Origin of the sequence: Clostridioides sp. ES-S-0006-03 (genome assembly GCF_020662275.1) — a bacterium.
Taxonomy (GTDB): Bacteria; Bacillota; Clostridia; order Peptostreptococcales; family Peptostreptococcaceae; genus Clostridioides.
In genome coordinates, this window is record NZ_JADGMM010000015.1 from 48,869 (window position 1) to 74,619 (window position 25,751).

The window sequence follows — 25,751 nt, forward strand, 5'->3', positions numbered from 1 at the left end:
TCTTATTTAAATAATTTTATTTACTATTTACCTACACTCTATTTTAATATTTTTTCTTTCTCTTACTTGGACTTTTTTGTTGTTTTTTATTGTTTCTATTATTTGCATTATATTTTTTATTTTCAGTAGAAGACTTAGACTTATTTTTATTAGAATTATTTCTATTAAAATAAGGTTTCTCATCCTTTGGTTTTATTAGACATCTATGTCCAAAACCTATCAAATCCTCTCTTCCAGCTTCAACTAGTGCAGAATATACCAAGTCATAGTTTCTAGGTGCTCTATACTGTAATAAAGCTCTTTGCATTGCTTTGTCTCGTTTTGATTTTGGGACATAAACTGGCTTCATTGTAAGTGGGTCTATTCCTGTATAAAACATTGTAGTTGACAGTGTCCCAGGAGTTGGATAAAAATCTTGAACTTGCTCTGGTTGATAATGAGTATCCCTCAAATATTCAGCTAACTCTATGGCACTATTTAGTGTAGACCCTGGATGACTAGACATTAAATATGGTATCAAATATTGTTTTTTACCTAATTCTTCATTTATAGCAAAAAATTTCTGTCTAAACTTATCATAAGTTTTTCCTGCTGGCTTTTGCATATATTCTAAAACTTCTTCTGATATATGTTCTGGAGCCACCTTCAGTTGACCACTTACATGATGTTCTATTAGCTCTCTAAGAAACTTATTATTTTTATCTGCCATTACATAATCATACCTAATACCAGAGCGTACAAAAACCTTTTTTATGTTAGGTAATTTTCTTACAGCTCTAAGTAAATGTAGATACTCACTATGGTCTGCATCTAAGTTTTTACATGGTGATGGTGATAAACATTGTCTATTTTTACATGCACCTTTAGTAATTTGTTTGTTACATGCTGGTCTTCTAAAATTAGCTGTTGGACCTCCAACATCATGTATATATCCTTTAAAATCATTTAATTTTGTTATTCCTACTGCTTCATCAATAATTGATTTCTCACTTCTACTTTGAACAGCTCTTCCCTGATGAAAGGTTATTGCACAAAATGAACAACTACCAAAACACCCTCTTGAACTTACTATGCTAAATTTCACTTCTTCTATAGCTGGTATACCACCAGATTTCTCATATACAGGATGATATGTTTTTTGATATGGTAATCCATAAACTTCATCCAATTCTTCTCTATTTAGAGGTTTCTCTGGCTTATTTTGAACTAAATACTTACTTCCATGAGGTTGAACAATTATGTTTCCTCTAAATGGGTCTTGTTCATCATATTGAATTTTAAAAGCCTCTACATATTTCATTTTATCTTCACATATTTCTTTATATGATGGAATCAATATATAGTTATCGTATATTTCTTCTAGTGTATCTGCAACATAACATGTCCCATCAATATGTCTAATATATTTGGGGGCATATCCATCATTAAGTGCATTAGCTACATCCACAATCTGCTTTTCACTCATTCCATAAACTAATAAATCTGCTCCACTATCTATCAACATTGACTTTCTAACCTTATCACTCCAATAATCATAATGGGCAAATCTTCTTAAACTAGCTTCAATTCCTCCTATTACTATTGCAACATCGCTATATGCTTCTCTTATTTTATTACAATAGACTATTGTAGCTCTATCTGGTCTATAACCCATTTTTCCACCAGGAGAATACATATCCTTATCTCTATGCTTCTTACTCACTGAATAGTGATTCACCATTGAATCCATATTCCCTGCATTAACCAAAAATCCAAGTCTAGGCTTTCCTAATTTCATAAAATCATCTGTCGTCTTCCAATTTGGTTGTGCTATTATACCTACCTTATATCCAGCATTTTCTAAAACTCTAGATATTATTGCTGTACCAAAACTATGATGGTCTACATATGCATCACCTGTAACCAACACAAAGTCTAGCTCTTCCCATCCTCTATCTATCATATCTTGTTTACTTATTGGTAAAAACCTATTTTCCATATCATCACCTGCTCAATGTATATTTAACAAATACTTTCTTAAAATTAAAAGTATCTTTTAATTTTGTTCTTAACGCTTAATTATAACACAAAAAATACTTAAAACCACAACTTAAATAATTTATATGAACGTTTTAGGTTCAATAAATCAAAATTGTGATTTTAAGTAAATCTATAATACAGTAGTTTAAACGTTTTATTCAATTAGTTAGGAAATCTTTACAAGAAGCTCATTTAAATATTTGCTTCAGACTCAACACTATTTACTTCACTACCAAATATTAAACATGCATCTTTACCATCAAACCATTTTAAAGCTGTTGCCGTTATATTTACATTTACACCAAACTTTTTGTTACGCATAAATGATTTACAAGTATCAGTTCCATCTTTTAAACAACTCATAGGGCATTTTCTACATTGTTTATTCTGATTGTTCCATAATACTTTATAACATAAATCACCTACATGTGTATCTGGGGCTGACTCAAGCATCTTTTTATTGATAAATAACAGTTCATATGTGTTTCTGTCAACAACATAAGCCCATATGTCCATGTTATCCATTACAGACTTTTGAACTTCTAAAGATTCTTCTAGCTTACTTTGGATACGCATTTTTAATAAAAACACACTAAGCGTCTTGGAAATAAATGTAAGTGTATCCACTTCATCACTGGTCCACATACGATTATATGAACATTCATCAAATCCTACAAATCCTCTAAATTCATTACCTTCTAAAATTTTACATTGTAATATTGAACATATCCCTTGTGCTTTAAGCAAATTTTTTAAATCGCTATTGAGATTATCAACATCATTACAATAAAATAATCCATCTGCATTAAAATTTAAAAGATAATTGCCTAAATGACCATAGTAAATATTCTTAAGATTATCAATTTCTGCTGTTATTCCTTCATTACACCATTCAAATGTATTTTTACAGTAGAGGTTATCATCTGAGTTTTCAAATATATAGACTCGACTCACATTAAAATGTTTACCCACAATATCAAGAATCAAATTTACAGCCATTTCTATATTATTTGATTCATACAATATATCAAATATATAATTTGTAATATGTTCCTTAAAAGACCTTGCTACATTGGTATTTTCATCTGTATTTCTTGTATTTGCTATATATTGTACTTTATCAATTTTTTTATCATACAAGGCATAACGATTCTTTCCTTTACCCTTAGCTGAATAAAGAGCTATGTCCGCATTTCTAAATAACTGCATGTAATCTGTTCCATCTTTTGGAAATCTAGCAATCCCTACACTCAAAGATATTTTATAATTATATCCTTTACCTACAAAAGACCTCTCAAACGTTTTGACCAATTCCTCTGCTTTGTTCATAATATCTTTTGTTTCAGAAATATCTTTCATAAAAACAATGAACTCATCTCCACCAATTCTTCCTACTATATCAGATGCTCTAAATAAATTTATTAAATCACTTGCAATTTCACTTAATACAGCATCACCATATAAATGACCTAAATTATCATTTATACCTTTAAAGTCATCAATATCAATAATCATTAAAGTACCTTGTCTGTTTTTATCCAATGTTATATATTCTTCTATAAGTGCTTGTGATGCTTTTTTATTATATAAACCTGTTAGTGGGTCTTTTTCCGCTCTCTCTTTTAATTTTTCAGCTTCTCGTTTTGATTCATCAATATCAGTTAAACTACCTACAACTTTATAAGGTATTCCATTATCATCAAACAGTGTCGTTGCTTTTATACTAAACCATGCATAAGTAGTATCTCTAACTCTAAGCCTAATCTCACACTCCTCATACTCACTTCCTGATGAAGTGAGCTTAGTTAATAAAATAAACTTATCTATATCATCATGATATATATCAACTGATTTAATTATATTTTTCGTTGCATTTTCAGTTATAGGTTCATAACCAAATTTATTATACCAATTAGGAGAAATACTCATTTGGTCTTTTTCTATATTCCATTCAACTATAATATTTTGTGTCTGCTTTATAATAATCTCATGACGTTCTTCACTCTTTTTAAGCTCTTGCTCTAATAATTTAGCAGAAGTAATATCGACAATTACACTACATAGTACTGAGTTTCCATTTTCATCAACTATTTTTCTTCCTTTTAATAAAATCCATATAATGCTACCATCTCGTTTCTCAACTCTTCGTTCACATGCAAATGTATCATTTACTTTAAGTTGCTTATTTATATCATCAATCATTCCAGCTCTATCATCTCTGAAAATCAGCTTGATTAATTTATTATCTAATTCATCTTCTAACTGTTTACGTGTGTATCCAATCATATTTAAATAACCTTCATTTAAATATATACTATCAAAATCATCATTTATCTCAGTTATCACTATTCCACCAACAATGCTATCATTGATAGTCTCTATTTCAAACCTTTTTGAGTCTAATTCTTCTTGTATTTTCTTGAGTTCTGTTATATCAGTTAAGACTCCTTGTATATATTCATTCCCTTTACTATCTTTTATAGATTTACTTCTATCTAAAACCCAAATTATACTTCCATCTTTTTTTACAATTCTATATTCAACTTCAATTTTATCTTGTCTTTTTAATTGATTTAAAACGATACTATTAACCTTGTCTACATCTTCTTTATAAATCATATTTTTAAATTTATTTTTAAAAACTACATCTAAATCCTCTTCAGAATAACCTGTAAGTTCCAAAAACCCCTGACTTACATAAGTCATAGTCATATATTTATCTTTTAAGCAGTTTTTAACACCTCCTAATATATTATCAGTAAGTGCCTTAAATTTTTCTTTTTCATTTATAATAGTCTTAGTATTGTTATTTATAATATAAGCTATATATACAACAAAAATTAATATAACTAATAATATTTCTAATGCAAATATGTATACATCATACGAAATATTATCTGACTGAATATATACTACTTCACTTGGTACAACAGAAAAAATATACCAATCATTAATTCCAAGTGGTTGATAATTTAACATAAATTTCTTATTATCTAAATTATAGTTAGAATATCCAGATTTATCATTTTTAATATTTTCTTTTATAACTTTTAAACAATTTACTTCCTCACAATTATCCTTATTAAAAAGTTTAAATACACATGATAACATTTTACTATTTTCGTTTGTATTTTGAGCAATTACATCTCCATTTTTTTTGGCAATATAAACGTGTGCTTTTTTATCAAATGCAGATAAGCCTAATAATTCATTTAATTTAGTTGAATCATAAGCTCCACTTAAAACACCTGCTACTTTTCCATCTTTATAGATAGGAGTAGCTAAAACTATTATTTCTTTCTTATCAATAATGGATTTTAAAGATTCTGATATGTTTTTTTCTCCATTTTTAGCTTTTTTAAAATAATCTCTATCTTTTAAATTAGTAATAATTCCATCATTAGAATAACTTTTTCCATCCAGTGTAGAAACAGACATTCTAATTAAAGAACTTCGCTTTACTCCAGACTCCATTAAATTAATCATCATATCATTATTTATATTATCTAAATTTCCCATAAAACTAGCAATAGATTCAAGCATGTCAAATTGACCACTAAGTTTTGTCTTAAGATTAATTATGTTATGCTCCGTAAATTCTGACAAATATGTATGCGTGGTCTCTTTCAACTTATTATCCAATTTAAACTTAAACTTAAAAATAGCCCCACAGGTTAAAATAATTATAATAATAAACAAGATACTAATACCTAAAATTTTTGGCTTTAGTCTGTTCACCATACTCACATCCTCATTACATATAATATATTATATGTTTATATTATATCTTCCTATTTTTATACATATTTTATTTCTTCCTATATTAGAATCAAACAACATATAGTTAAATTTATCTATAAAATTTTCATTTTACACTTCTTTTAATTATATATTAATTGATGTATAAAAATTATTCTCTTTTATAATACTTATATTAATAAATTCCTTATAATTCTTTTCATGCTTATAAATACCTCAATCAATTTTTTAAGTTCCTCTTAGATAAGATACTATTTAACATTGTCCCACTTTAATTTAAAGATAAAATTAAACTCAATATATCCTCATTTTCAACACTTTAATTTTAATGAATATTTTAAAAATATAACTTAATTTTCTTTTGATTTTAATAAGGCTTAATAACATAGTATATACTAATTATTATTCATTATTTTTCTAATTAATCACTATACTTTTTATATAATCAATCCTGTTTCCAAATTGAATTACCATTTTCTTAAGCTTCAACACTATAAAATAATTATAAGCTTCATACTCATCCTTGAAACTTAGTTTCCGAATAATAATTCTAGCATGTCACTTTAATATCCTTTTATTTTTCTAATTTTGCTCATATAACAATATAGTCTATAATAATAACAAATATCTTTTAACGCTTATTATAAATACTGTCTATATAAATTTCCATTCTAAATTATAACATACAATATTACTCTATTTCTGTTAAATGTAAATTTTTACCATATAAAAATCCAAAAAAAAGATAGCTTTTTAGAAAAACTATCTCTTATAATTTAAAATTACTATACTATTATTTTTAATTAAAAATTAAAGGCTAAAAAGTAGTAGAGTTTACTTTTTAGCCTTTAATTTTATTAATTATTCATTTATTTCGTGTAAGAATAGCCCACATCTTACCTTAGGTTCAAACCATGTTGACTTAGCTGGCATTATCTTGCCTGCATCTGCTACTTTTATTAAATCCTCAATACTAGTAGGATACATTGCAAACGCTACCTTCATATCTTCATTAACTCTTCTTTCTAATTCCTCAATACCTCTAATTCCACCAATAAAATCAATTCTTTTATCTACTCTAGGATTTTCAATTCCTAAAATAGCATCAATCACATAATTTTGTAGTATAGAAATATCTAATGAGTCAACTGGGTCTTCTATGTCTAATAAATTCTTATTTGCCTTCATTTTGTACCATTTATCACCTAGATACATTCCGAAAGTTCCTTTTTTGTCAGGTTTATATTTTTCTTTACCTTTCATTTGTTCTACATCAAAATTTTCTTTTATTTTATTTATAAATTCTTCTTCATTTAAACCATTTAAGTCTTTGATAACTCTATTATAATCTAAAACCATTAGATTTTCATCTGGTGCAATCATTGCTATAAAATAATTAAATTCTTCTTTTCCAGTATAGTTTGGATTTTTAGCTCTCATTTCTTTAGCTACATTTTCTGCTGAAGCTGTTCTATGATGACCATCTGCAATATATAAATAATCTAATTTTCCAAATGCATTTACTAAATTACATATTATATCATCATTATCAATCTTCCACACTGTATGCTCTATCTTGTCATCTGTTATAAAATCATATAAAGGCTCATGATTATCCATAAAATCATTTATCATATCATCTATTAATCTTTGATGTTTGTAAGTTACAAGTATAGTTCCCGTATTAGCATCACAGTATTTTATATGATTAGTTCTATCAACTTCCTTTTCTGGTCTAGTGTACTCATGTTTTTTTATTGTTCCATCTAAGCTTTCATCAACTGAAATACATGCAACTATACCAACTTGAGCTCTGCCATCCATAACTTGTTTGTATATATATATACAATCTTTTTCATCTTTTACTAGAATTTCTTGTTTTCGAAATTCGTCCAAATTTTCTCGTGCTTTTAAATAAACTTTTTCATCATATAAATTTATATTTTCATCTAAATCAATTTCTGATTTATCTATATGCAAAAATGAATATGGATTCCCTTTTGCAATTTCTCTAGCTTCTTCACTATTCATAACATCGTAAGGAAGTGCTGCTACTTTATCTACTATATATTTATTTGGTCTAATCGCCTTAAATGGTTTAATCGTTGCCATTACTAAATTCCTCCTAATTGTATAAAATATTTTATAATGCTACCCCTATTAGATTGTTGAAGTCAAGAAAGTAGTCTTGAATCACATTTACAATTTCTTCTCCAATTCTTTCTTGAGCCTCTACTGTAGATGCACCAATATGAGGTGTAGGAGAAACTCTTGGGTGATTTACTAAATCTAGATTTAATGTAGGTTCTTGCTCATAAACATCTATAGCTGCTGCTGATAATTTACCCTCATCTAATGCTTTTAGTAAATCTTTTTCGTCCACCAAACCGCCTCTTGCACAGTTTATTAAATAAGCTCCATTTTTCATCTTATTTATTTCTTTTTCAGTTATTACTGCCCCCTTATTCTTATCAAAAGGTATGTGTAAAGATAAGAAATCTGCTTTTTGTAAAACTTCTTCCATATCACAGAATCTATATTTGTTAAAGCCTTGTGCTTCACCCATTATATCAGTATATATGACATTCATTCCTAATAGTTCTGCCCTCTTTGCAACTTCTTTTGCAATTCTTCCAAAACCTATAAGTCCTAATGTTTTTCCATTAATTTCTGTACCTTTGTATTTTTTCTTTTCCCATTTTCCATCTCTCATAGTTACATTTGCAGTATTTATGAATCTTGCAAGTACAAATAATTGACCTATTGTAAGTTCTGCAACAGATATACTGCTTGCATTTGGAGTATTCATGACTTTTATTCCATTAGCTTCTGCATATTTAACATCTATATTGTCTAATCCTACCCCACCTCTTACTATCAATTTTAACTTTTTACCTTCTAATGCTTTGTCTATTACATCCTTAGTAACCTTAGTAGCTGAACGTACTACAAGCACATCAACATCTTTAAGTTTATCTCCTAAAACATCTTTTTCATAAAACTCTTCTATCACATTAAAATCTAACTCTCTCAATTTTCTCGCTGCATCTTTCTCTATTCCATCAGTAATTAATATATTATACATAACAAACTCCTCCAATTATATTCACTTAATTTTTCCAATTTTTATTTTTTAAAGTATTTTCATCACTAAAAAACTTTATTTAAATTACACTTTCTATTTATATAATTTTCAAAATATTTTTTATTAAAGTCATATCAAATTTCATTAATGTTTGTTAAAAATTTAATATGTAATTTTCATAAAACACATTTTATTTTATATATTTTAAATTTAACTTAAAATACACATAATTTTGTAATATTACTTATTAAAACCTAATATATCATCAATATTATCTAATAATTCTTGTACATCTTCGACAGTATAGTCACCCATATGTGAAATTCTAAAAGTTTTTTCTTTTAAATTGCCATAGCCATTTGCTATTTGGAATCCTCGTTCTTGTAATTTTGAATTTAAATTTGATACACTAATACCTTGAGTATTTTCTATAACAGTAAGTGTATTGGATAAGTGATTTTCATTGGTAAAAATTTGGAAGTGTTTTTTAGCCCAGATTCTAACTAAGTTTGCCATGTCTTCATGTCGTTTGAATCTGTTATCTAGGCCTTCATCTAATATATTATCTAATTGGAAATCTAAAGCGAACATGTGAGAAAGAGATGGTGTTGAAGGGTATTGGTAGTTTTTCTTGATTAAGTATTCATACATTTCTAACAAATCAAAATAAACTCCTCTAAAAGGTACTTGCTTAGCTCTATCGATTGCTTTTTGAGAAAATGTGCAAATAGACATTCCTGGTGGTAATCCCAGTGCTTTTTGTAATGATGTTATACAAATATCTATTCCAATCTTATCAACCTCGACTTTTATTCCACCGGCTGAACTTACAGTGTCTACACAGTAGACCACATCTTTATATTTTTTAACAACTTCTCCAATTTCTTCTATTGGATTTCTTATTCCAGTTGAAGTTTCATTGTGAGTTACGGTTATTAAATCATATTCTCCGGTAGAAAGCACCTTATCAACCATTTCTGGTGTTGTTGCCTCTCCTAATTCAACTTTAAATATATCCGCTGGGACATTATTAGCCACTGCCATTTTGTACCATCTATCACCAAAGGACCCACAGGAAAATACTGCTGCCTTTTTGGATGTACAGGAACGAATGGAGCCTTCCATTAAACCAGTTCCGGACGACGTGGATAAAAGTATCGTGTTGTTGGTATAGAATAGTTTTTGCATTTTTTCACTTATACTTTTTTGAAGTATAGATGCATCTTTCCCTCTATGTCCTATCATTGGTGTAGCCATCTTTTCCAAGACTTCTGCTCTAACATCAATAGGACCAGGAATAAATAATTTCTTACTCATTATAATTCCCTCCTTTTTTAGTTTGTAATATGGATAGTGTGTTTACTGTCCTTATTTTTAATATCTATAATATCAAGCTAAATTAAGTATGTCAACATAAAAATTATATTTTATATATAATTTATTTTCTATATTTTGTGAAATCATCCATTTTACACCTCATCATTAGTTTGAATTTTCTGAATTTTACCTATAAAAAAAATACACTTTTTAAATATATAAATTATTTTTTTTAACGTGTAAATTTAATGCTATTATAAGAATTTTTTTTAAGTATAGCTAAGTTATTTTTATCTTATGTTTTTCAATTTTATATTTTTTTACACATCATTTTACATAGCAAATATGTAATCACTTAAATCTCAATATATTCAACTTTTTCTTCTGATTCAGCAAAGAACCATTCTTCATCAGAAAAATCACCTTCTGCTATTTGACCAATAGGCATCTTCATATATTTTCCAGTTGCTGTTACTGCTATCTCTCCATTTGGCAAAATTATTTCTCCTGTACCTTCAAATAATTTTCTATTTTCTTTAGTTATCCTTCCAACTACTTTTATAGTAGCATCTGTTGGTACTGGCTTTTTATATTTCAATTCCAAAGATACTGTAACCCCCCATATTTGGTCATCATTTATACTTACAGCTCTTCCAATAGTCTCATCTAATATTGCAGCAGACATACCTCCATGAACTCTTCCTGGATAACTCTGATGCCAATCTTTTGTATTACAAATTGATACAAGTTCTCCATTTTCAAGTTCATAAAAATCTGCTTTTAATCCTAATTCATTTTGCGTTCCACAAACTAAACAAGATTTACTACTATTTTGCTTTTTTAAAACCTTATATTTTCCCAAAAACTCCATCTCCTAACTAATATTGACAGTCACTTAATATTCATAATACTAAAATATATTATATAATATTAATTAAATCCCTGCAAATTTCTAATAAACAAAAATAGGCTATTTCAGCATTAAAATCTTAATCCAAAGTGTTATTTTATAAAAAAGCACAACGTGATTTTATGTAATTAAAATTACCTAAAATCATGTTGTGCTTTAAAAATAAAATATCTCTTCTACCCCAAATATAAAACTATTTCACAATAAATTTTTTACTAATGCCCCCCATTATATGACCAAATCGTATTATATAAATTAAACTATAATTCTAAATTTCATTTACTATTAATTCTCCCATTTTCTTTGTACCAACAACAGTTCCTATACTATTATATATATCACTAGTTCTGTATCCTTTTCTAAGTACATTTTGTACTGCATCTTCAATGCATTTAGCTTCATCTTCTAGATTAAAGCTATGTCTTAACATCATTGCGACAGATAAAATAGTTGCAATTGGATTTACAATATCTTTTCCAGCTATATCAGGAGCACTCCCATGTATTGGTTCATACATTCCAAAGCTATCTTCTCGAAGTGATGCAGATGGTAACATACCTATAGAACCTGTAACCATGGATGCTTCGTCAGATATTATATCTCCAAAGATGTTATTAGTCACTATTACATCAAATTGGCTAGGGTCTTTCACAACTTGCATAGCAGCATTATCAACATACATATGTGATAGCTCTACATCATCAAATTCTTTAGCTAAGTTCTCCATAATACCTCTCCAAAGTCTTGAACTTTCAAGCACATTTGCTTTATCTATACTGACAAGCTTCTTCTTTCTATCTCTAGCGATTTCAAAAGCCCTTCTTCCAATTCTTCTTATTTCATTTTCATTGTATACCTCTACATCATAAGCCTCTTCAACACCATCAATAATCTTTCTTCCACGTTCTCCAAAATAAATGCCCCCTGTTAACTCCCTCACAACAACAAAATCAATGCCTTTTTCTACTATATCTGCTCTAAGTGGCGAAGATTCCTTTATACTTTCATATATAGTTGCTGGTCTCAAATTTGCAAATAAGCCTAAGGATTCTCTCAATTTCAAAAGACCTGCTTCTGGTCTTGCATCCCCTTTACATTTATCCCACTTTGGACCCCCAACAGCTCCAAGTAATACCGCCTCGTTTTTTCGACATATTTCAACAGTTTTATCAGGTAGAGGTTCTCCAGTTTCATCAATTGCACATCCTCCAGCCAATACATATTCACAATCAAATTTATGATTAAATTTATAACAAATTTTATTTAAGACCTTTATACCTTCTTTTATAATTTCTGGCCCAACACCATCACCTTTTATGACTGCTACTTTACAATTCATACACCATTACCCCCTGTTTACCTTTATTGAGTTAATTAAACCTTCATTTGTTATGATATTTTGCATAAACTCAGGAAATGGTTCAGCCTTATATTTTGTTCCTTTTGTTATGTTTTTTATTACACCTGTTGAAAAATCCACTTCTATAGTATCACCTTCTTCTATGCTATTAGCTGCTTCCTCACATTCAAGTATTGGAAGCCCTATATTTATAGAATTTCTAAAAAATATTCTAGCAAAAGTTGATGCAATTACACAGGATACTCCACTTTCTTTTATTACGATTGGAGCATGTTCTCTTGATGAACCACATCCAAAATTTTTAGTTGCAACTATAATATCTCCTGCCTTTACTTTAGATACAAACTTATCATCAATATCTTCCATACAGTGTGTTGATAGTTCCTTATAATCAGCTATATTTAAATATCTAGCTGGTATTATTACATCTGTATCTATATTATCACCAAATTTAAAAACTCTTCCATTAGCAATCATAAACTTTACCTCCCTTAAATTATTTCTGATGGTTTTGATATTTTTCCAGTTATAGCTGATGCTGCTGCTACAGCTGGACTGGCAAGATAGACTTCTGAATCAACATGACCCATTCTTCCTACAAAGTTCCTATTTGTTGTTGAAACTGACCTTTCTCCTGCTGCAAGTATACCCATATGACCTCCAAGACATGGTCCACATGTTGGTGTAGAAACAGCTGCTCCTGCTTCTATAAAGATAGTAATATATCCTTTTTCTATTGCTTCAAGATATACTTTTTGAGTTCCAGGAAATATCATCACTCTAACCCCATCTGCAACTTTTTTACCTTTCATGATTTCAGCTGCAACTTCAAGGTCTGATATTCTTCCATTTGTACAAGAGCCTATTACAACTTGGTCTATCTTTATATCGTTATCAATCTCATCTACTGTTTTAGTATTTTCAGGAAGATGTGGAAAAGCTACTGTTTCTTTTAATGTAGCTAAGTCAATTTCATATACTTCATCATAAATTGCATCTTCATCTGCTTCGTATACATTTACAACTTTTTCTGTTGTTGTACATTTATGTGAATTTATATATTCTATAGTTTTATCATCTACTGGAAAAATTCCATTTTTAGCCCCTGCTTCTATTGCCATATTACAAATAGTAAATCTATCATCCATAGATAGATTACTTACTCCATCTCCACAAAATTCCATTGATTTGTAAAGTGCCCCATCAACACCTATCTTCCCTATTATATGAAGTATCACATCTTTTCCAGTTATCCATTTATTTGGCTTATTCTTTAGGACAAATTTTATTGCACCAGGTACCTTAAACCAACATTTTCCTGTAGCCATGCCAGCTCCCATATCAGTTGAACCTACGCCAGTGGAAAAAGCGCCTAATGCTCCATATGTGCAAGTATGAGAATCGGCACCTATGACTACATCTCCTGCTGTTACTATACCTTTTTCAGGAAGAAGAACATGTTCTATTCCCATATCCCCTACATCAAAGAAATTGACCACTCCTTTGGATTTTGCAAAACTTCTTGTAAACTTACACTGCTCTGCACTCTTTATATCTTTATTAGGTGTAAAATGGTCCAAAACTATTGCCACTTTAGATTTATCATAAACATCCTCAATTCCTAACTTTTCAAATTCTCTAATAGCTACTGGTGATGTTATATCATTGCCTAAAACTATATCTAAGTTTGCTTCAATCAATTGTCCTTTCTTAACCTCATTTAAATTAGCATGTTTCGCTAAGATTTTCTGCGTCATAGTCATCCCCATTTTCTGCTTCCTCCTCAATATAACTTTTATTTATTGCATTCATAAGAGCATTAATAGCTGCTGTATTTATATTTTCTGATATGCTTACCCCAAAATAAACTTTATCATTATGTTCTATTCCCACATAGGCCACACCTCTTGAATGTGAACCTTCCTCTAATGCATGTTCCCAATAATATCTAAATTTATAATCTTTCATTCCACATTGTTTTAATGCATTATTAAATGAATCTACTGGCCCATTTCCTATTCCAACAATCCTTTGTTCATTACCCATATAAGTTACTCTTGCAGTCATCTCAATCATATTAGTATCATCAGAATCATCACTTTCATAGTTTATCTCATCCATTGATTTTATCTTATATTTCTTAACTTTATATGGACTCTCAACATCAATATATTCCTTCTTGAATAAGTTAAATATTGACTCACTGCTAAGTTCCGCTCCTATTCTATCAGATTCCATTTTAACCACATTTCCAAAATCAGCATGCATATTTTTAGGTATCATGAAACCATAATCTGTTTCCATTATATAAACAGCTCCACCTTTTCCAGATTGGCTGTTTATTCTAATGATTTCTTTGTATTCTCTTCCTATATCATGAGGGTCTATTGGTAAATATGGAACTTCCCAACAACCATCATTTCTATTGCTAATTGCTATCATACCTTTTCTAATAGCATCCTGGTGAGAACCTGAAAAGGCACAATGTACAAGATTTCCTGCATATGGATGTCTATCATGTACTGTAAGTTTTGTACAATCTTCATATATTTCTATCATTTTATCAATATTACTAAAGTCTAATTCTGGGTTTATTCCTTGTGTATAAAGATTAAGACCCACATTTACTATGTCCATATTACCAGTTCTTTCACCATTTCCAAATAATGTACCTTCAAGTCTATCTGCTCCAGCTAATAATCCAAGTTCACTTGCTGCTGTACAAGTTCCCCTATCATTATGAGTGTGTAAACTCATTATAATAGAATCTCTACAGCTTATATTTTCACAAAACCATTCTATTTGGTCTGCATATATATTTGGTGTTGCCATTTCTACTGTTGATGGAAGATTTATTATAACTTTCTTTTGTGGCGTTGGTTTCCACACATCTATAACTGCCTCACATATCTCAAGTGCATAATCCATTTCTGTACCTGTGAAACTTTCAGGTGAGTATTCAAAAATAAACTCTGTTTCAGGATATTTCTTTGCTTCTTCATTGAATAATCTTGCTCCCTCAACTGCTATATCTATGATTTCTTGTTTACTCATATTAAAAACCACTTCTCTTTGAAGAACAGATGTAGAATTATATAAATGTATTATTGCTTTCTTACATCCTTTTACTGATTCAAATGTTTTTTCTATAAGATGAGCTCTAGATTGTGTAAGTACTTGTATAGTTACATCATCTGGAATCATATTTTCATCTATTAGCTTTCTTAAAAATGTATACTCTGTATTTGATGCTGATGGAAAGCCTACTTCTATTTCTTTAAACCCTGTATCCAAAAGCATTCGGAACATTCTGACTTTTTCTTCTACATTCATAGGTGTTGGCAGTGATTGATTTCCATCTCTTAAATCGACACTACACCAAACTGGAGCTTTTGTTATTTCGTTATCTGGCCATTTACGATTTACCATTTTCATTCTATTATATTTTTTATATTTTCCATATTTCATGTTATTTTCCCCCTTTTCTGTTTTTTGTATTCAGTATACCTTATATCGACGCAATTCTACCCCTTTTCAATTCATAAGTACAAATGTTAGATTTATCATTAGAATAAAAATAACCCCATCTCTAGTAAAACTAGAGACGAGGTTTTGCTCGCGGTACCACTCTATTTAGCTTTTTAAAAAGCTCCCTTAGTAATAGCTACTACTAATTATTATAATAGCTATTTTTCCTATAACGTGGAAATACGGTTATCCTAAGTTACACAACTCAGGAAACAGCTCCTAGACAAGTTCAGAATTATCAACTGCTAAATCACACCATACTTTAGCTCTCTGGAAGTTTCATGATTCTTACTACTTCTATTCATCGCTTTTAAAATCATTTAAATTTTCTAAATATTTTGATTTAATAGTTATTATATACACATTAAAATGTATTGTCAACATAAAAAAATAATTATCTGTATTTTTTTATTATTTATTTTTGTCAGATAATATTCTAAATCATGCTAACTATTGAAAATAGTATGATATTACCCCTTAAATTTTTTTATCTTTTCATCTATTGTACTCAATAATTTTTTTTCATCTTCCAAACTCAATGCATTTAATCTAATTTTGTAATTAAAATTATCAGCACATATATTTAATATATTTTTTGTTACTTCTGTTTTTTCTATTACTTTATAGTTAAATTTTTGATTTTTTCTAGCTTTTATACTGAAAATACATTGATTATTTATTGATATTGAATGATTATCAAGAGTAAGATATACTTTTCCCTTATATCTATTTGAAAAATCACGACCTTGCTTAAAAAGAAAAACCGCTGTTATTATACATAAAAGATATAAAAATGTTGTTGAGTATATAAAAATTGTGGCCAAAATTATAAGAGCTAAAACCATATTTATAACCATTCCCTTTTTGAAATAACCATTGTCATAATAATTCATGTAGATAAACTTATTTTTACTCAAATTTTCTCACTCCTAAAATTCTAAAAATTTATATTAAAAAACTCTACAATTTCATCTTCATGATAATTTATTACTAGTTCTTCTGGAAAATCCACTGATTTTAAAACTTTCTCTGCACTTTCAAATTCACCTATAGAGTAACATATATGCGAATCTGTACCAAGAATAACTCTTACACCATATTGTTTACATAATAGTAACATTTCACTTGCATTTTCCCAAGTTCCAGTTCTATGAGAATTTGAACTTAATGAAGAGTTATTTATTTCTAAAAGAATATTTTTATCCTTTGCTTTTTTTACTATAGACTCATAATCTAAAGGATATCTACTATCATCTGGATGCCCAATTATCTTTACTCTAGGTTTATCCATCACTTTTAAAATAGCATTTGTATTTTCTTCTTTTGTACCTGAAACTATACAAGGTCTATGCAAACTTGCAATTATATAATCTAAATGTTGTAGCATGTCTTCTGGAACATCTAAGTTTCCATCATAATCCATGATATTTCCTTCTATACCTCTAAGAATTTTTAAATCTTGTATTTGGCGTGGAAGTAGATGTAAATTATAGAAGTAAAATGGATGTGGTCCTCCTGGCATATTAGGACCATGGTCTGATATGCCTAAATATTTTATATTTTTTTGAATTGCTTCTTCAACATTTTCTTTAAAAGTACTATGTGCATGTCCACTTATTAAAGTATGACAATGTACATCTATAATAGCTTTTTTCATTAATTTTCCTCCTAATACTGTATATAAATTTTTATAGATAGTTGAAGGGCTATTTTAAAACTAAAGCTGTCAAAATAGACAGAGTAATGTTTTAAAACAGCCCCCCTTTTTGATTATTTTATATTTCTAAGTCTTTAAATTTATCTTTAAATAATTCTCCAATACTTCCTAGAGATTCTTCTACTTCTAAAAACTCTGTTATATCCTCTTCTGGCTCTCTAGTTGCTTCTTTTATCGAAACTAACATTCTCTTAGTTTTTGGTTTAAAATCAAGAATTTTAACTTTAATTTCGTCTCCAATATTAACAACATTAGTAACTTTAGCTACTCTAGTATCACTCAATTCAGAAATTGGTAAATAAGCATCTACACCTTCTTCGATTTGGACAAAAGCTCCCTTTTCTATAATTCTAAGAACTTTAGCATTAACAACATCATCAACTTGTAATTCTTTTGCTATTAAATCCCATGGGTCATTGTTTATATCTTTTAATGCTAGTGCAATTTTTTTAGTTTCTTGATTTACATCTAATACATAAACTTCCACTTCTTGACCTTCAGAGACAACATCTTCCACACTTTCAACTCTTGTCCAAGATAGGTTATTTATATGTGCTAATCCTTCAATTCCACCAATATCTATGAATGCACCATAAGACATTATCTTTGTTACTTTACCATCTCTTTTCTGACCAACTTCAAGGGAATTAAACAATTCTTCTTTAGCTAATTTAATACGAGCTTTTTCTTCTTCTCTTTCATGTTTTATTCTAGCTCTTTCGGCTTCCTTTTCTGCCTTAATTTGAACTCTTCTTTCTTCTCTCTCTTTATTTATACGTTCTTGTAATACGTCTCTATGAGATGCTACAAATCTATTTTTTCTAGCATCCATTTCTTTTATATATACTTCTAAGTTACGACCAACAAATTTAGACGTATCTGTAATAAACTTTGTGTCAAGCTGAGAAATTGGTATAAAAAATGTATATGTATTGTAATTAGCAAATACACCTTTTTCTATATTTTTTTCAACGTTTACAGTTATTATTCTATGTTCATCATAAGCTTTGTGTAAATCAGCAAAATCATTTTTTCTATCTAATTGTAACTTAGATAAAGTTATTGTTCCATCTTTTTGAGATACTTTTGTTATTATAGCAGTTATTTCATCATTTATATGATATAACTCTTCTATAGATTGATTTTTTTCTATGTTTAATTCACTTATAGGTATTATTCCATCAAACCCATAACCTAATTCTAGTTGTACTTCATCATTTCTCACTGCAGTTATTTTTCCAGTTATCAATTCCCCAACTTTCACTTTGCTGAACACTTGCTCTTGTTGCTCAAGTAGCTCTTGCATTGTTAAATCATTTTCCATTATATAAACATCCTTTCCTCTTATTGATTATCATATCTGTAAATATTATACCATTAATATTGCAAATACTTACATTTTTCTTACTATAATTTTAAATTTTAATTCTAGTTTGTATCTTTGTAAATTATAAAAAATATCTTCTTAAATTAAAATACAAATTTTAATTTTTAACTAATAATATATGCTCCTAAAAACTTTCTACTATTTATATTTTACTCCTCTATTACTTTAGGTTTTGATAGAGAACATTTATAAAACACAAAGAAACAAATTGCTGTAATAGTGGCTGCTGTTATATCTGCAATTGGCTCTGCTAAAAGTACAGCAAAAAGTTTTTCATCAAAAAACATTGGAAGTATAAATATTAAAGGTATCAAAAGTACAACTTTTCTAAGAAGAGCTAAAATTAAAGATATTTTTGCTTTTCCAAGCGCTAAAAATGTCTGCTGGCAAGCTAATTGTATTCCAAACATAAAAGAGCCAGCAAAATATATTTTTATACTCCAACTAGTCATACTAAGTAATTGTGGGTTTTTGTTAAATATACTTACAAAGAACGTAGGGAATATCATAAGTAAAATCCACAAAATTGCAGAGTATGTAAAACATGACAATAAACATAACTTAAAAGTCTTTTTTACTCTGTCAATCTGTCCTGAACCATAATTGTAACTTATTATTGGTTGTGCCCCTTGTGTAAATCCCATGTTAGGAAGCATAAGAATTTGCATTATACTACTCATTATTGCCATTGAACCTACTGCTAAATCTCCTCCATACATCTGTAATTTGCTATTTAGGGCTATAAGCACTAAACTTTCTGTAGATTGCATTATAAATGGAGAAATTCCCAGACCTAATACTGGCAAAATAATACTTGCTTTAGGCATCATGTATTTCTTTTTTATCTTAAGTATACTTTTCTTTCCAAATAGAAATACCAATACCCAAATAGCAGAAACTCCTTGTGCAATTATAGTGGCTAATGCAGCTCCTTTTACCCCCATACCAAATCCAAATATAAAAATTGGGTCTAGTATTATGTTTATCAAAGCTCCTATAGCAACCGTAATCATACCAGTTGTCGCAAATCCTTGAGTATTTATAAAGGTATTCATACCTAGTGAAATTTGAACAAATACTGTCCCTATTAAATAAATATTCAAATAATCCATTGAATATCCAATTGTAGATTCGCTTGCTCCAAATAGCCAAAGTAAGGGTTCTTTTCCAATCTGAAAACCTATAGTCAATAGTATCGCCAAAATAACTAATACAGAAAAACTATTACTCATTATTTTCTCTGCCCCATCATTATCTTGTTCCCCCATTTTTATAGCAGCTAAAGGTCCTCCCCCCATACCAATTAAATAACTACATGAAGTTATTATAATTATTATAGGAAATGCTACTCCAACACCTGCCATAGCAACTTCGCCACTTTCCATTCTACCAATAAAGATTCTATCTACTATGTTGTACAAAACATTCACAATTTGTGCAATAATAGCTGGTGTAGCCAATTTAAAAAGCAATTTGCCTACATTCTCACGACCTAAATCAGTATTTGAATTTTCCATCTTAAAACCTCCTTAATAATTTAATGTTTAAATCTATTACTATTAAAAATACATTTTATATAAAAACTTTATTTTATTGATAGGCAAGTTTAAATTAATTTCCTCATAAATACTACTATACTATATTTCTTTTATGATAGTAAACATTTTAAGACCAAATGAATTTAAATATTTTGTCTAAATAAAAAATATTTTTCACATATTTTCATAAAAAAACTATCCAATAGTATATTTGGATAGTTTTATATTATATGTAGAGAAAGGGCTGACACTATGACTCCAGACAATAAATTTCCTAAAAATACTCCTATAAAAGCATCTTTTATTCTCATTTTTAGTATTGAGGCTATCGCAGACGCAGTCCATGTTCCTGTTGTTGGAAGTGGTATGCCTACAAATAGTATTATACCTATTATTGAAACGCTTTTTAATTTCTTCATTCTTGAATTTATTTTTTTATCAATTGTGTTAGCAAGTCCCTTAAATAACTTTTTACCTTTCAAAAATTGCAATATATGTCTAAATGTCAATATCAAAGGAATTGATACTAATGTAGAACCAATCACACTAAATACATAAACCCATATAGGATTTAAGCCCATTGCAATACCTATAGGAATGGCTCCTCTTAACTCTGTTACAGGAACCATAGACAAAATTAATATGTGCAAATATCCCAAACTATCCCCTCCTATTCTAAGTGATATAAAGCTATGAATTTATTTGTTCTATAACCTCACCATTTTTCTTATTAACCAAAAATGCATTTTTAGCTAAGGAAAGCATAGGTAAATCACTTTTAGAGTCTGAATATGCATATGAATTTTCATAATCAATCTCAATTCCAAGTTTATCTAATACAGTATTTATTCTCTGTATTTTTTCAATTCCCTTGCAGTTTTCGCCAATGAATTGGTTTTTGTATCTTGAATTTTCACAAAATAGCTCAGTGCCTATAACCTCATCTGCGAAATCATAATACTTAAAGTACTTCATATATGCATATGGAGATGCAGTTATCATAATTACAACATTATGCTCTTCTTTGTTTTTATAAATTACTTTTTTTATAGACTCATTAATTTTTTTCATTATACAACTATCAAAAAAATCTTTTAACTCGTCTTCGCTAAAATCTACTATTGGATAAAAGATTGCCTCTTTTGCTTTTTTCAAAGGTACTATTTTAACCAAATACATCATTAGAGTAAAAATTATGTATGGCAATTTTATAATAGTCTTAAGTGTTTTATTTTTTAAAGAATAAATAAAAAAGTCTACCATACTATCAGTATTTATAACAGTATAATCTATATCGAGCAATAATACACTTTTTTTCATAAGTATTTTCCCATCCTATCACTAAAAAATTAATATTATTAAACATGTAATTACCCATAAGATTACGTTTATTTTTAAAGCATTATCTTTTAGTATAATGTCAGTAGGATTTCCTTCATTTGTTTTGTTAATTATATAATTATATCTAAGTACACCATAAACTACAAATATTGTTGTAAATATCATATCTGGTTTTTCTGGATTACTTGTAGAATATAATGCATAGCATACAATTGTAGAACTTAGTATAACTATCATCATTTGATTTAAATTTTCTATATCATAATCTTCTAGTATTTTTCTATGCTCAACCGCATTATCTTTTAAAATTATGATTTCTTTTTTGCGCTTTCCAAGAGCTAAATACAGAGATAAAAAAAATGTACATAATATTATCCAGTTTGATAATCTAACATCTATAGCTACACATCCTGCATAAACTCTAAGTATAAAACCAAGAGATATAGAAAACACATCTAATAGAATTATATTCTTTAACTTAAGAGAATATAATATATTATTTATCAAATATAAAATGAGAATTATAGTTAATTTAAAATTAATAACCGTTGACAAGCAAATTGAAATTAAAGCTAAAATAACAAATAATATATTCGCACTTCTTTTACTTATTCTTCCACTTGCTACTGGTCTATTACGTTTTTTAGGATGTCTTTTATCTTTATCCATATCTATAGCATCATTTAATGCATATGCTGATGATGATATCAAACAAAAACACACAAAAGCTATAAATGTATTTAACAATAGACTTATATTTAGTATATTGTTTGAAAATATTATAGCAGCAAATATAAATAAATTCTTTATATACTGCTTTATTCTCATTAATCTTATATAATCTGAAATTTTAGTAAGAAGATTAATTATTGTATTTGTCTGTTTCATAAACTTACTACCCTTTCAACATTATTTTTTAAACAGGATATGATTTTATCCCAATATTTAAAATTTCTATAAATCCATTTATATTACTAATTATTATAGTGACTAGCAACAATGATAAAAATATATTGTACATACTTTTTTCATTTTTTCTAAGTGCTTTAGTAAAGTAAGCTAACAAAACTATAACAGCAAAACTAAAATTTATAGTCATTATACTTGAATTAGTCAGATTGTACCCTATTATACCATGTAAAACTAAATTAAATAAAATTATTCCCATACACAATTTAGGAACTCTTTTTTCTGAGTTCTCAATAACAGCTAAAACACAAAAACAAAATGCTAATAAAGTAAGGATAACTGGTATCGTTGCAACTTCTCCATTTTGTAAAAATAGTCCTTTTTTAATCTCTGCTCCAGGAAAATAAAAAACTGAATACAATAATCTTTCTATAATCATTGCAACTTTTTCTAAAATAGGCTCTCCACTTATAAACTTTGTATCATATTGTATTACATTTCCAAGATTCATAAAACTTTCATAAGATTTTGTTGAAACTACACAAATATATGCCATTAAAATAAATGTAATTAAATGCTTTAATATTTTTCCTATTTTTAATTTAAATTCAAATATTATGTTGAGCAAATACAAATATATATTACTAATAGTTATTCCAAATAATGGTATAGCTGCTAATTCTACTAAATAAGAGTTTTTTCCGTTCATTTTATTTGCAATAAATATAAAAAATATTAATGTAAACTGACTATATATAAATCTTTCTACATTTAAGGTCATAAATAGTTGTGGAAAAGAAAATATCATTATCATAGTAAGTAAAATTAAGGTTAACCTCTGCATTTTTATTTTTTTAATATGATTAAAAACTAAAGTTATAGATATAGCACTAGTTACTATTTGTAGACAAATCAATCCAAATCCATAAGCAGTATTAAAATCGGTTGTCCCTGGATTTGCTATCGAAGTACATAGTAAATATATTGGATATGCAAAAATTGATATAATAGCTGAAAATAATACGTGCTTACTATTGTCTTGATTTATAGCAAATACATTTAAATTGAATAGTACACCTGTATCTGTATCTAATAACACATCATAAGTGTTGTTCAAATCATAAAATATTGTAGTTTTAGAAAAGAATGCTATTGTTATTATTAAATAAGTTATTATGACTAATATAAATAAAAACATCTCATTTTTATATTTAAATATATTATTTTTCAATATATATCACCCTCCATTCATTATATAGGATTTGTTACTACCTACAATTTATTCTTTTAATTATAATAATCACTTTTATAATATCCTTACTTGTTTTATTGTAATTGAATAATTCCTTATTTACAACCACAATATTTACTTTATTAAAAGCTATAATTAAATAAAAATTATTTGTGTAATATATATTGAAAGCTTATAAAATTAGAGTTTACAAGTAATTTTATTGTAAAATATTGGAATAATTCAATGTGAAAATAGATACTGTCAGTTAGTATAGATAAAATTTACCCATAATAAATTAAAGCATAATATATAAGGAGACAAAATCATAATTTGTCTCCTTATATATTAAACCTTATTAAATACTATACAAATTTTAAGTACAATATAAACTGACTATACTGTGACATTATTAACTCCATGTTCTTCCCATTGCTTAATTTCTCTTAATCTGTCAATTATCGGTAAATGTTGAGTACACTCAATTTCACATTTTCCGCAAGCTATACATTCTTTAGCTTTTGCTTTACTATTCATTGTATAATTCCAATGTGCTAGCCCATAGACCGATTTTGTCATTTCTTCATCACTCTTTTTAAACATCTGTTTTTCATTATAAAAAAGCATATATGCTGGAGTGTTTATATCTTTTGGACATACTTTACAATATCCACAACCTGTACATATTTCATTCATATTTTTACTTAATCTAGTTTCAATATCATGTATATCTTCATCTGAATATATTTTATGCTCATCTGCAATTTTACAAGCATCATCTATATCCTGCTTTTTATTAACTCCTATTAACGATATATTTATTTGTGGAATTCCTATGTTAAATCTTAAGGCTGATTCTATAGTACTTTCACCTTCTCTTGCTAGAAAAGAAAGCTCTTCATTGTACTTTGGAATAGTTCCACCACTTAATGGATTCATAGCTACAACACCATATCCATTTTCAATAGCATGTTTAGCACCTTTTAATCTATATGGAAAGTTTAGTATATTAATTCCCATAGTAACACCTTCAAACTTATTTTCATCAAGAACCTTTATGACTTCATCTCCTGGCTGATGAGATGAAAATACTATGTGGTCTATCAATCCTTCTTCTTTACATTTTAATAGACCCTCATACTGACCTCCAGGTCTCATTGCAAATTCATAATGTTCCATCTTTCTAATATTCCATATATGATAGAAATTTATTTTAGATACGCCCAATCTTTCTATTGACTTTTTCACAGCATCTATTGCTTTTTCTGCTGTGTCGTATACTTTTGGCTTTCCTTTTGTAGATACGTAAAAGTCTGTTTTACCTTCTTTTATCATTTGTCTAAAGGCTAGTCCAAATATATCTTCGCTTCTGTCATCACAATACCCTGGTGCTGTATCAAAATAATTAATGCCCTTTTCATATGCATATTTAATTAAATCTGCATTTTCTTGGTCATTTTTTTCTAAATCAAATCTTAATCCTCCATATCCAACTACCGAAACCATTTTCCCAGTCTTTCCATATTCAACGTATCTCATAATAAATTCCTCCTTAGGTATATTAAGACTTAATTTCTCTATAAAAAATATTATACCATAAATATTTTCTGAAAATATTTATGGTATAATATTTTTTTTATGAATTATAAA

19 protein-coding genes and 1 other annotated feature are annotated in these 25,751 nt (G+C 28.2%); all 19 genes read right to left on the reverse strand.

Annotation, left to right across the window (positions count from 1 at the left end):
- Positions 1-43: 43 nt before the first annotated feature.
- The 19 genes from IR151_RS16840 to IR151_RS16930 all read right to left on the reverse strand — a co-directional run bounded on the left by IR151_RS16840 (position 44) and on the right by IR151_RS16930 (position 25,640).
- Positions 44-1,978 (reverse strand): YgiQ family radical SAM protein, encoded by a 1,935-nt coding sequence (locus IR151_RS16840; protein WP_227436692.1) that lies wholly within the window; start codon positions 1,976-1,978, stop codon positions 44-46.
- Between the two features lie 233 nt (positions 1,979-2,211).
- Positions 2,212-5,760 carry a diguanylate cyclase domain-containing protein gene (locus IR151_RS16845; protein WP_227436695.1) on the reverse strand — a complete coding sequence of 1,183 codons (3,549 nt, stop codon included), beginning with the start codon at positions 5,758-5,760 and terminating at the stop codon, positions 2,212-2,214.
- An 879-nt stretch (positions 5,761-6,639) separates the two neighbouring features.
- Positions 6,640-7,890: a DUF1015 domain-containing protein gene (locus IR151_RS16850; RefSeq protein ID WP_227436697.1), complete on the reverse strand. Its 1,251-nt coding sequence runs from the start codon at positions 7,888-7,890 to the stop codon at positions 6,640-6,642.
- 31 nt (positions 7,891-7,921) lie between these two features.
- Positions 7,922-8,863 (reverse strand): D-2-hydroxyacid dehydrogenase, encoded by a 942-nt coding sequence (locus IR151_RS16855; protein WP_227436698.1) that lies wholly within the window; start codon positions 8,861-8,863, stop codon positions 7,922-7,924.
- A 240-nt stretch (positions 8,864-9,103) separates the two neighbouring features.
- A complete protein-coding gene (locus IR151_RS16860; RefSeq protein WP_227436700.1) occupies positions 9,104-10,180 on the reverse strand; it encodes a pyridoxal-phosphate-dependent aminotransferase family protein in 1,077 nt (358 codons plus the stop codon).
- A gap of 355 nt (positions 10,181-10,535) precedes the next feature.
- Positions 10,536-11,051, reverse strand: coding sequence for a PaaI family thioesterase (locus IR151_RS16865; RefSeq protein ID WP_227436702.1), 516 nt, complete (start codon positions 11,049-11,051; stop codon positions 10,536-10,538).
- Between the two features lie 307 nt (positions 11,052-11,358).
- Positions 11,359-12,429 (reverse strand): 3-isopropylmalate dehydrogenase, encoded by a 1,071-nt coding sequence (leuB, locus tag IR151_RS16870; protein ID WP_227436704.1) that lies wholly within the window; start codon positions 12,427-12,429, stop codon positions 11,359-11,361.
- A gap of 6 nt (positions 12,430-12,435) precedes the next feature.
- Positions 12,436-12,927, reverse strand: coding sequence for a 3-isopropylmalate dehydratase small subunit (leuD, locus tag IR151_RS16875; RefSeq protein WP_227436706.1), 492 nt, complete (start codon positions 12,925-12,927; stop codon positions 12,436-12,438).
- A 14-nt stretch (positions 12,928-12,941) separates the two neighbouring features.
- Positions 12,942-14,219 carry a 3-isopropylmalate dehydratase large subunit gene (gene leuC / locus IR151_RS16880; RefSeq protein WP_227436709.1) on the reverse strand — a complete coding sequence of 426 codons (1,278 nt, stop codon included), beginning with the start codon at positions 14,217-14,219 and terminating at the stop codon, positions 12,942-12,944.
- Positions 14,176-15,918, reverse strand: coding sequence for a 2-isopropylmalate synthase (gene leuA, locus IR151_RS16885; RefSeq protein WP_227436712.1), 1,743 nt, complete (start codon positions 15,916-15,918; stop codon positions 14,176-14,178). Before leuA ends, leuC begins: the two co-directional genes overlap by 44 nt.
- A gap of 129 nt (positions 15,919-16,047) precedes the next feature.
- Positions 16,048-16,292, reverse strand: a binding site (T-box leader).
- 156 nt (positions 16,293-16,448) lie between these two features.
- Positions 16,449-16,895, reverse strand: coding sequence for a hypothetical protein (locus IR151_RS16890; RefSeq protein WP_227436713.1), 447 nt, complete (start codon positions 16,893-16,895; stop codon positions 16,449-16,451).
- Between the two features lie 20 nt (positions 16,896-16,915).
- The gene (locus tag IR151_RS16895) at positions 16,916-17,635 is read right to left on the reverse strand and encodes a phosphatase (protein ID WP_227436715.1); all 720 of its coding nucleotides are present in this window, start codon (positions 17,633-17,635) and stop codon (positions 16,916-16,918) included.
- 118 nt (positions 17,636-17,753) lie between these two features.
- Positions 17,754-19,019, reverse strand: a complete 1,266-nt coding sequence (locus IR151_RS16900; protein WP_227436716.1) for a 30S ribosomal protein S1 — start codon at positions 19,017-19,019, stop codon at positions 17,754-17,756.
- A 212-nt stretch (positions 19,020-19,231) separates the two neighbouring features.
- Positions 19,232-20,599 carry an MATE family efflux transporter gene (locus tag IR151_RS16905; protein WP_227436718.1) on the reverse strand — a complete coding sequence of 456 codons (1,368 nt, stop codon included), beginning with the start codon at positions 20,597-20,599 and terminating at the stop codon, positions 19,232-19,234.
- 242 nt (positions 20,600-20,841) lie between these two features.
- Entirely contained in the window at positions 20,842-21,279 is a 438-nt protein-coding gene (locus tag IR151_RS16910; RefSeq protein WP_227436720.1) for a COG2426 family protein, read from the reverse strand.
- A gap of 31 nt (positions 21,280-21,310) precedes the next feature.
- Complete coding sequence (locus IR151_RS16915; RefSeq protein ID WP_227436722.1) at positions 21,311-21,940, reverse strand: HAD family hydrolase; 630 nt, start codon at positions 21,938-21,940, stop codon at positions 21,311-21,313.
- A gap of 21 nt (positions 21,941-21,961) precedes the next feature.
- On the reverse strand, positions 21,962-22,849 hold the full coding sequence (locus IR151_RS16920) for a decaprenyl-phosphate phosphoribosyltransferase (RefSeq protein WP_227436724.1): 888 nt from the start codon (positions 22,847-22,849) through the stop codon (positions 21,962-21,964).
- Positions 22,850-22,877: 28 nt separating this feature from the next.
- Positions 22,878-24,101, reverse strand: a complete 1,224-nt coding sequence (locus tag IR151_RS16925) for a DUF6080 domain-containing protein (protein ID WP_227436727.1) — start codon at positions 24,099-24,101, stop codon at positions 22,878-22,880.
- 396 nt (positions 24,102-24,497) lie between these two features.
- Positions 24,498-25,640, reverse strand: coding sequence for an aldo/keto reductase (locus tag IR151_RS16930; protein ID WP_227436728.1), 1,143 nt, complete (start codon positions 25,638-25,640; stop codon positions 24,498-24,500).
- Positions 25,641-25,751 lie beyond the last annotated feature (111 nt).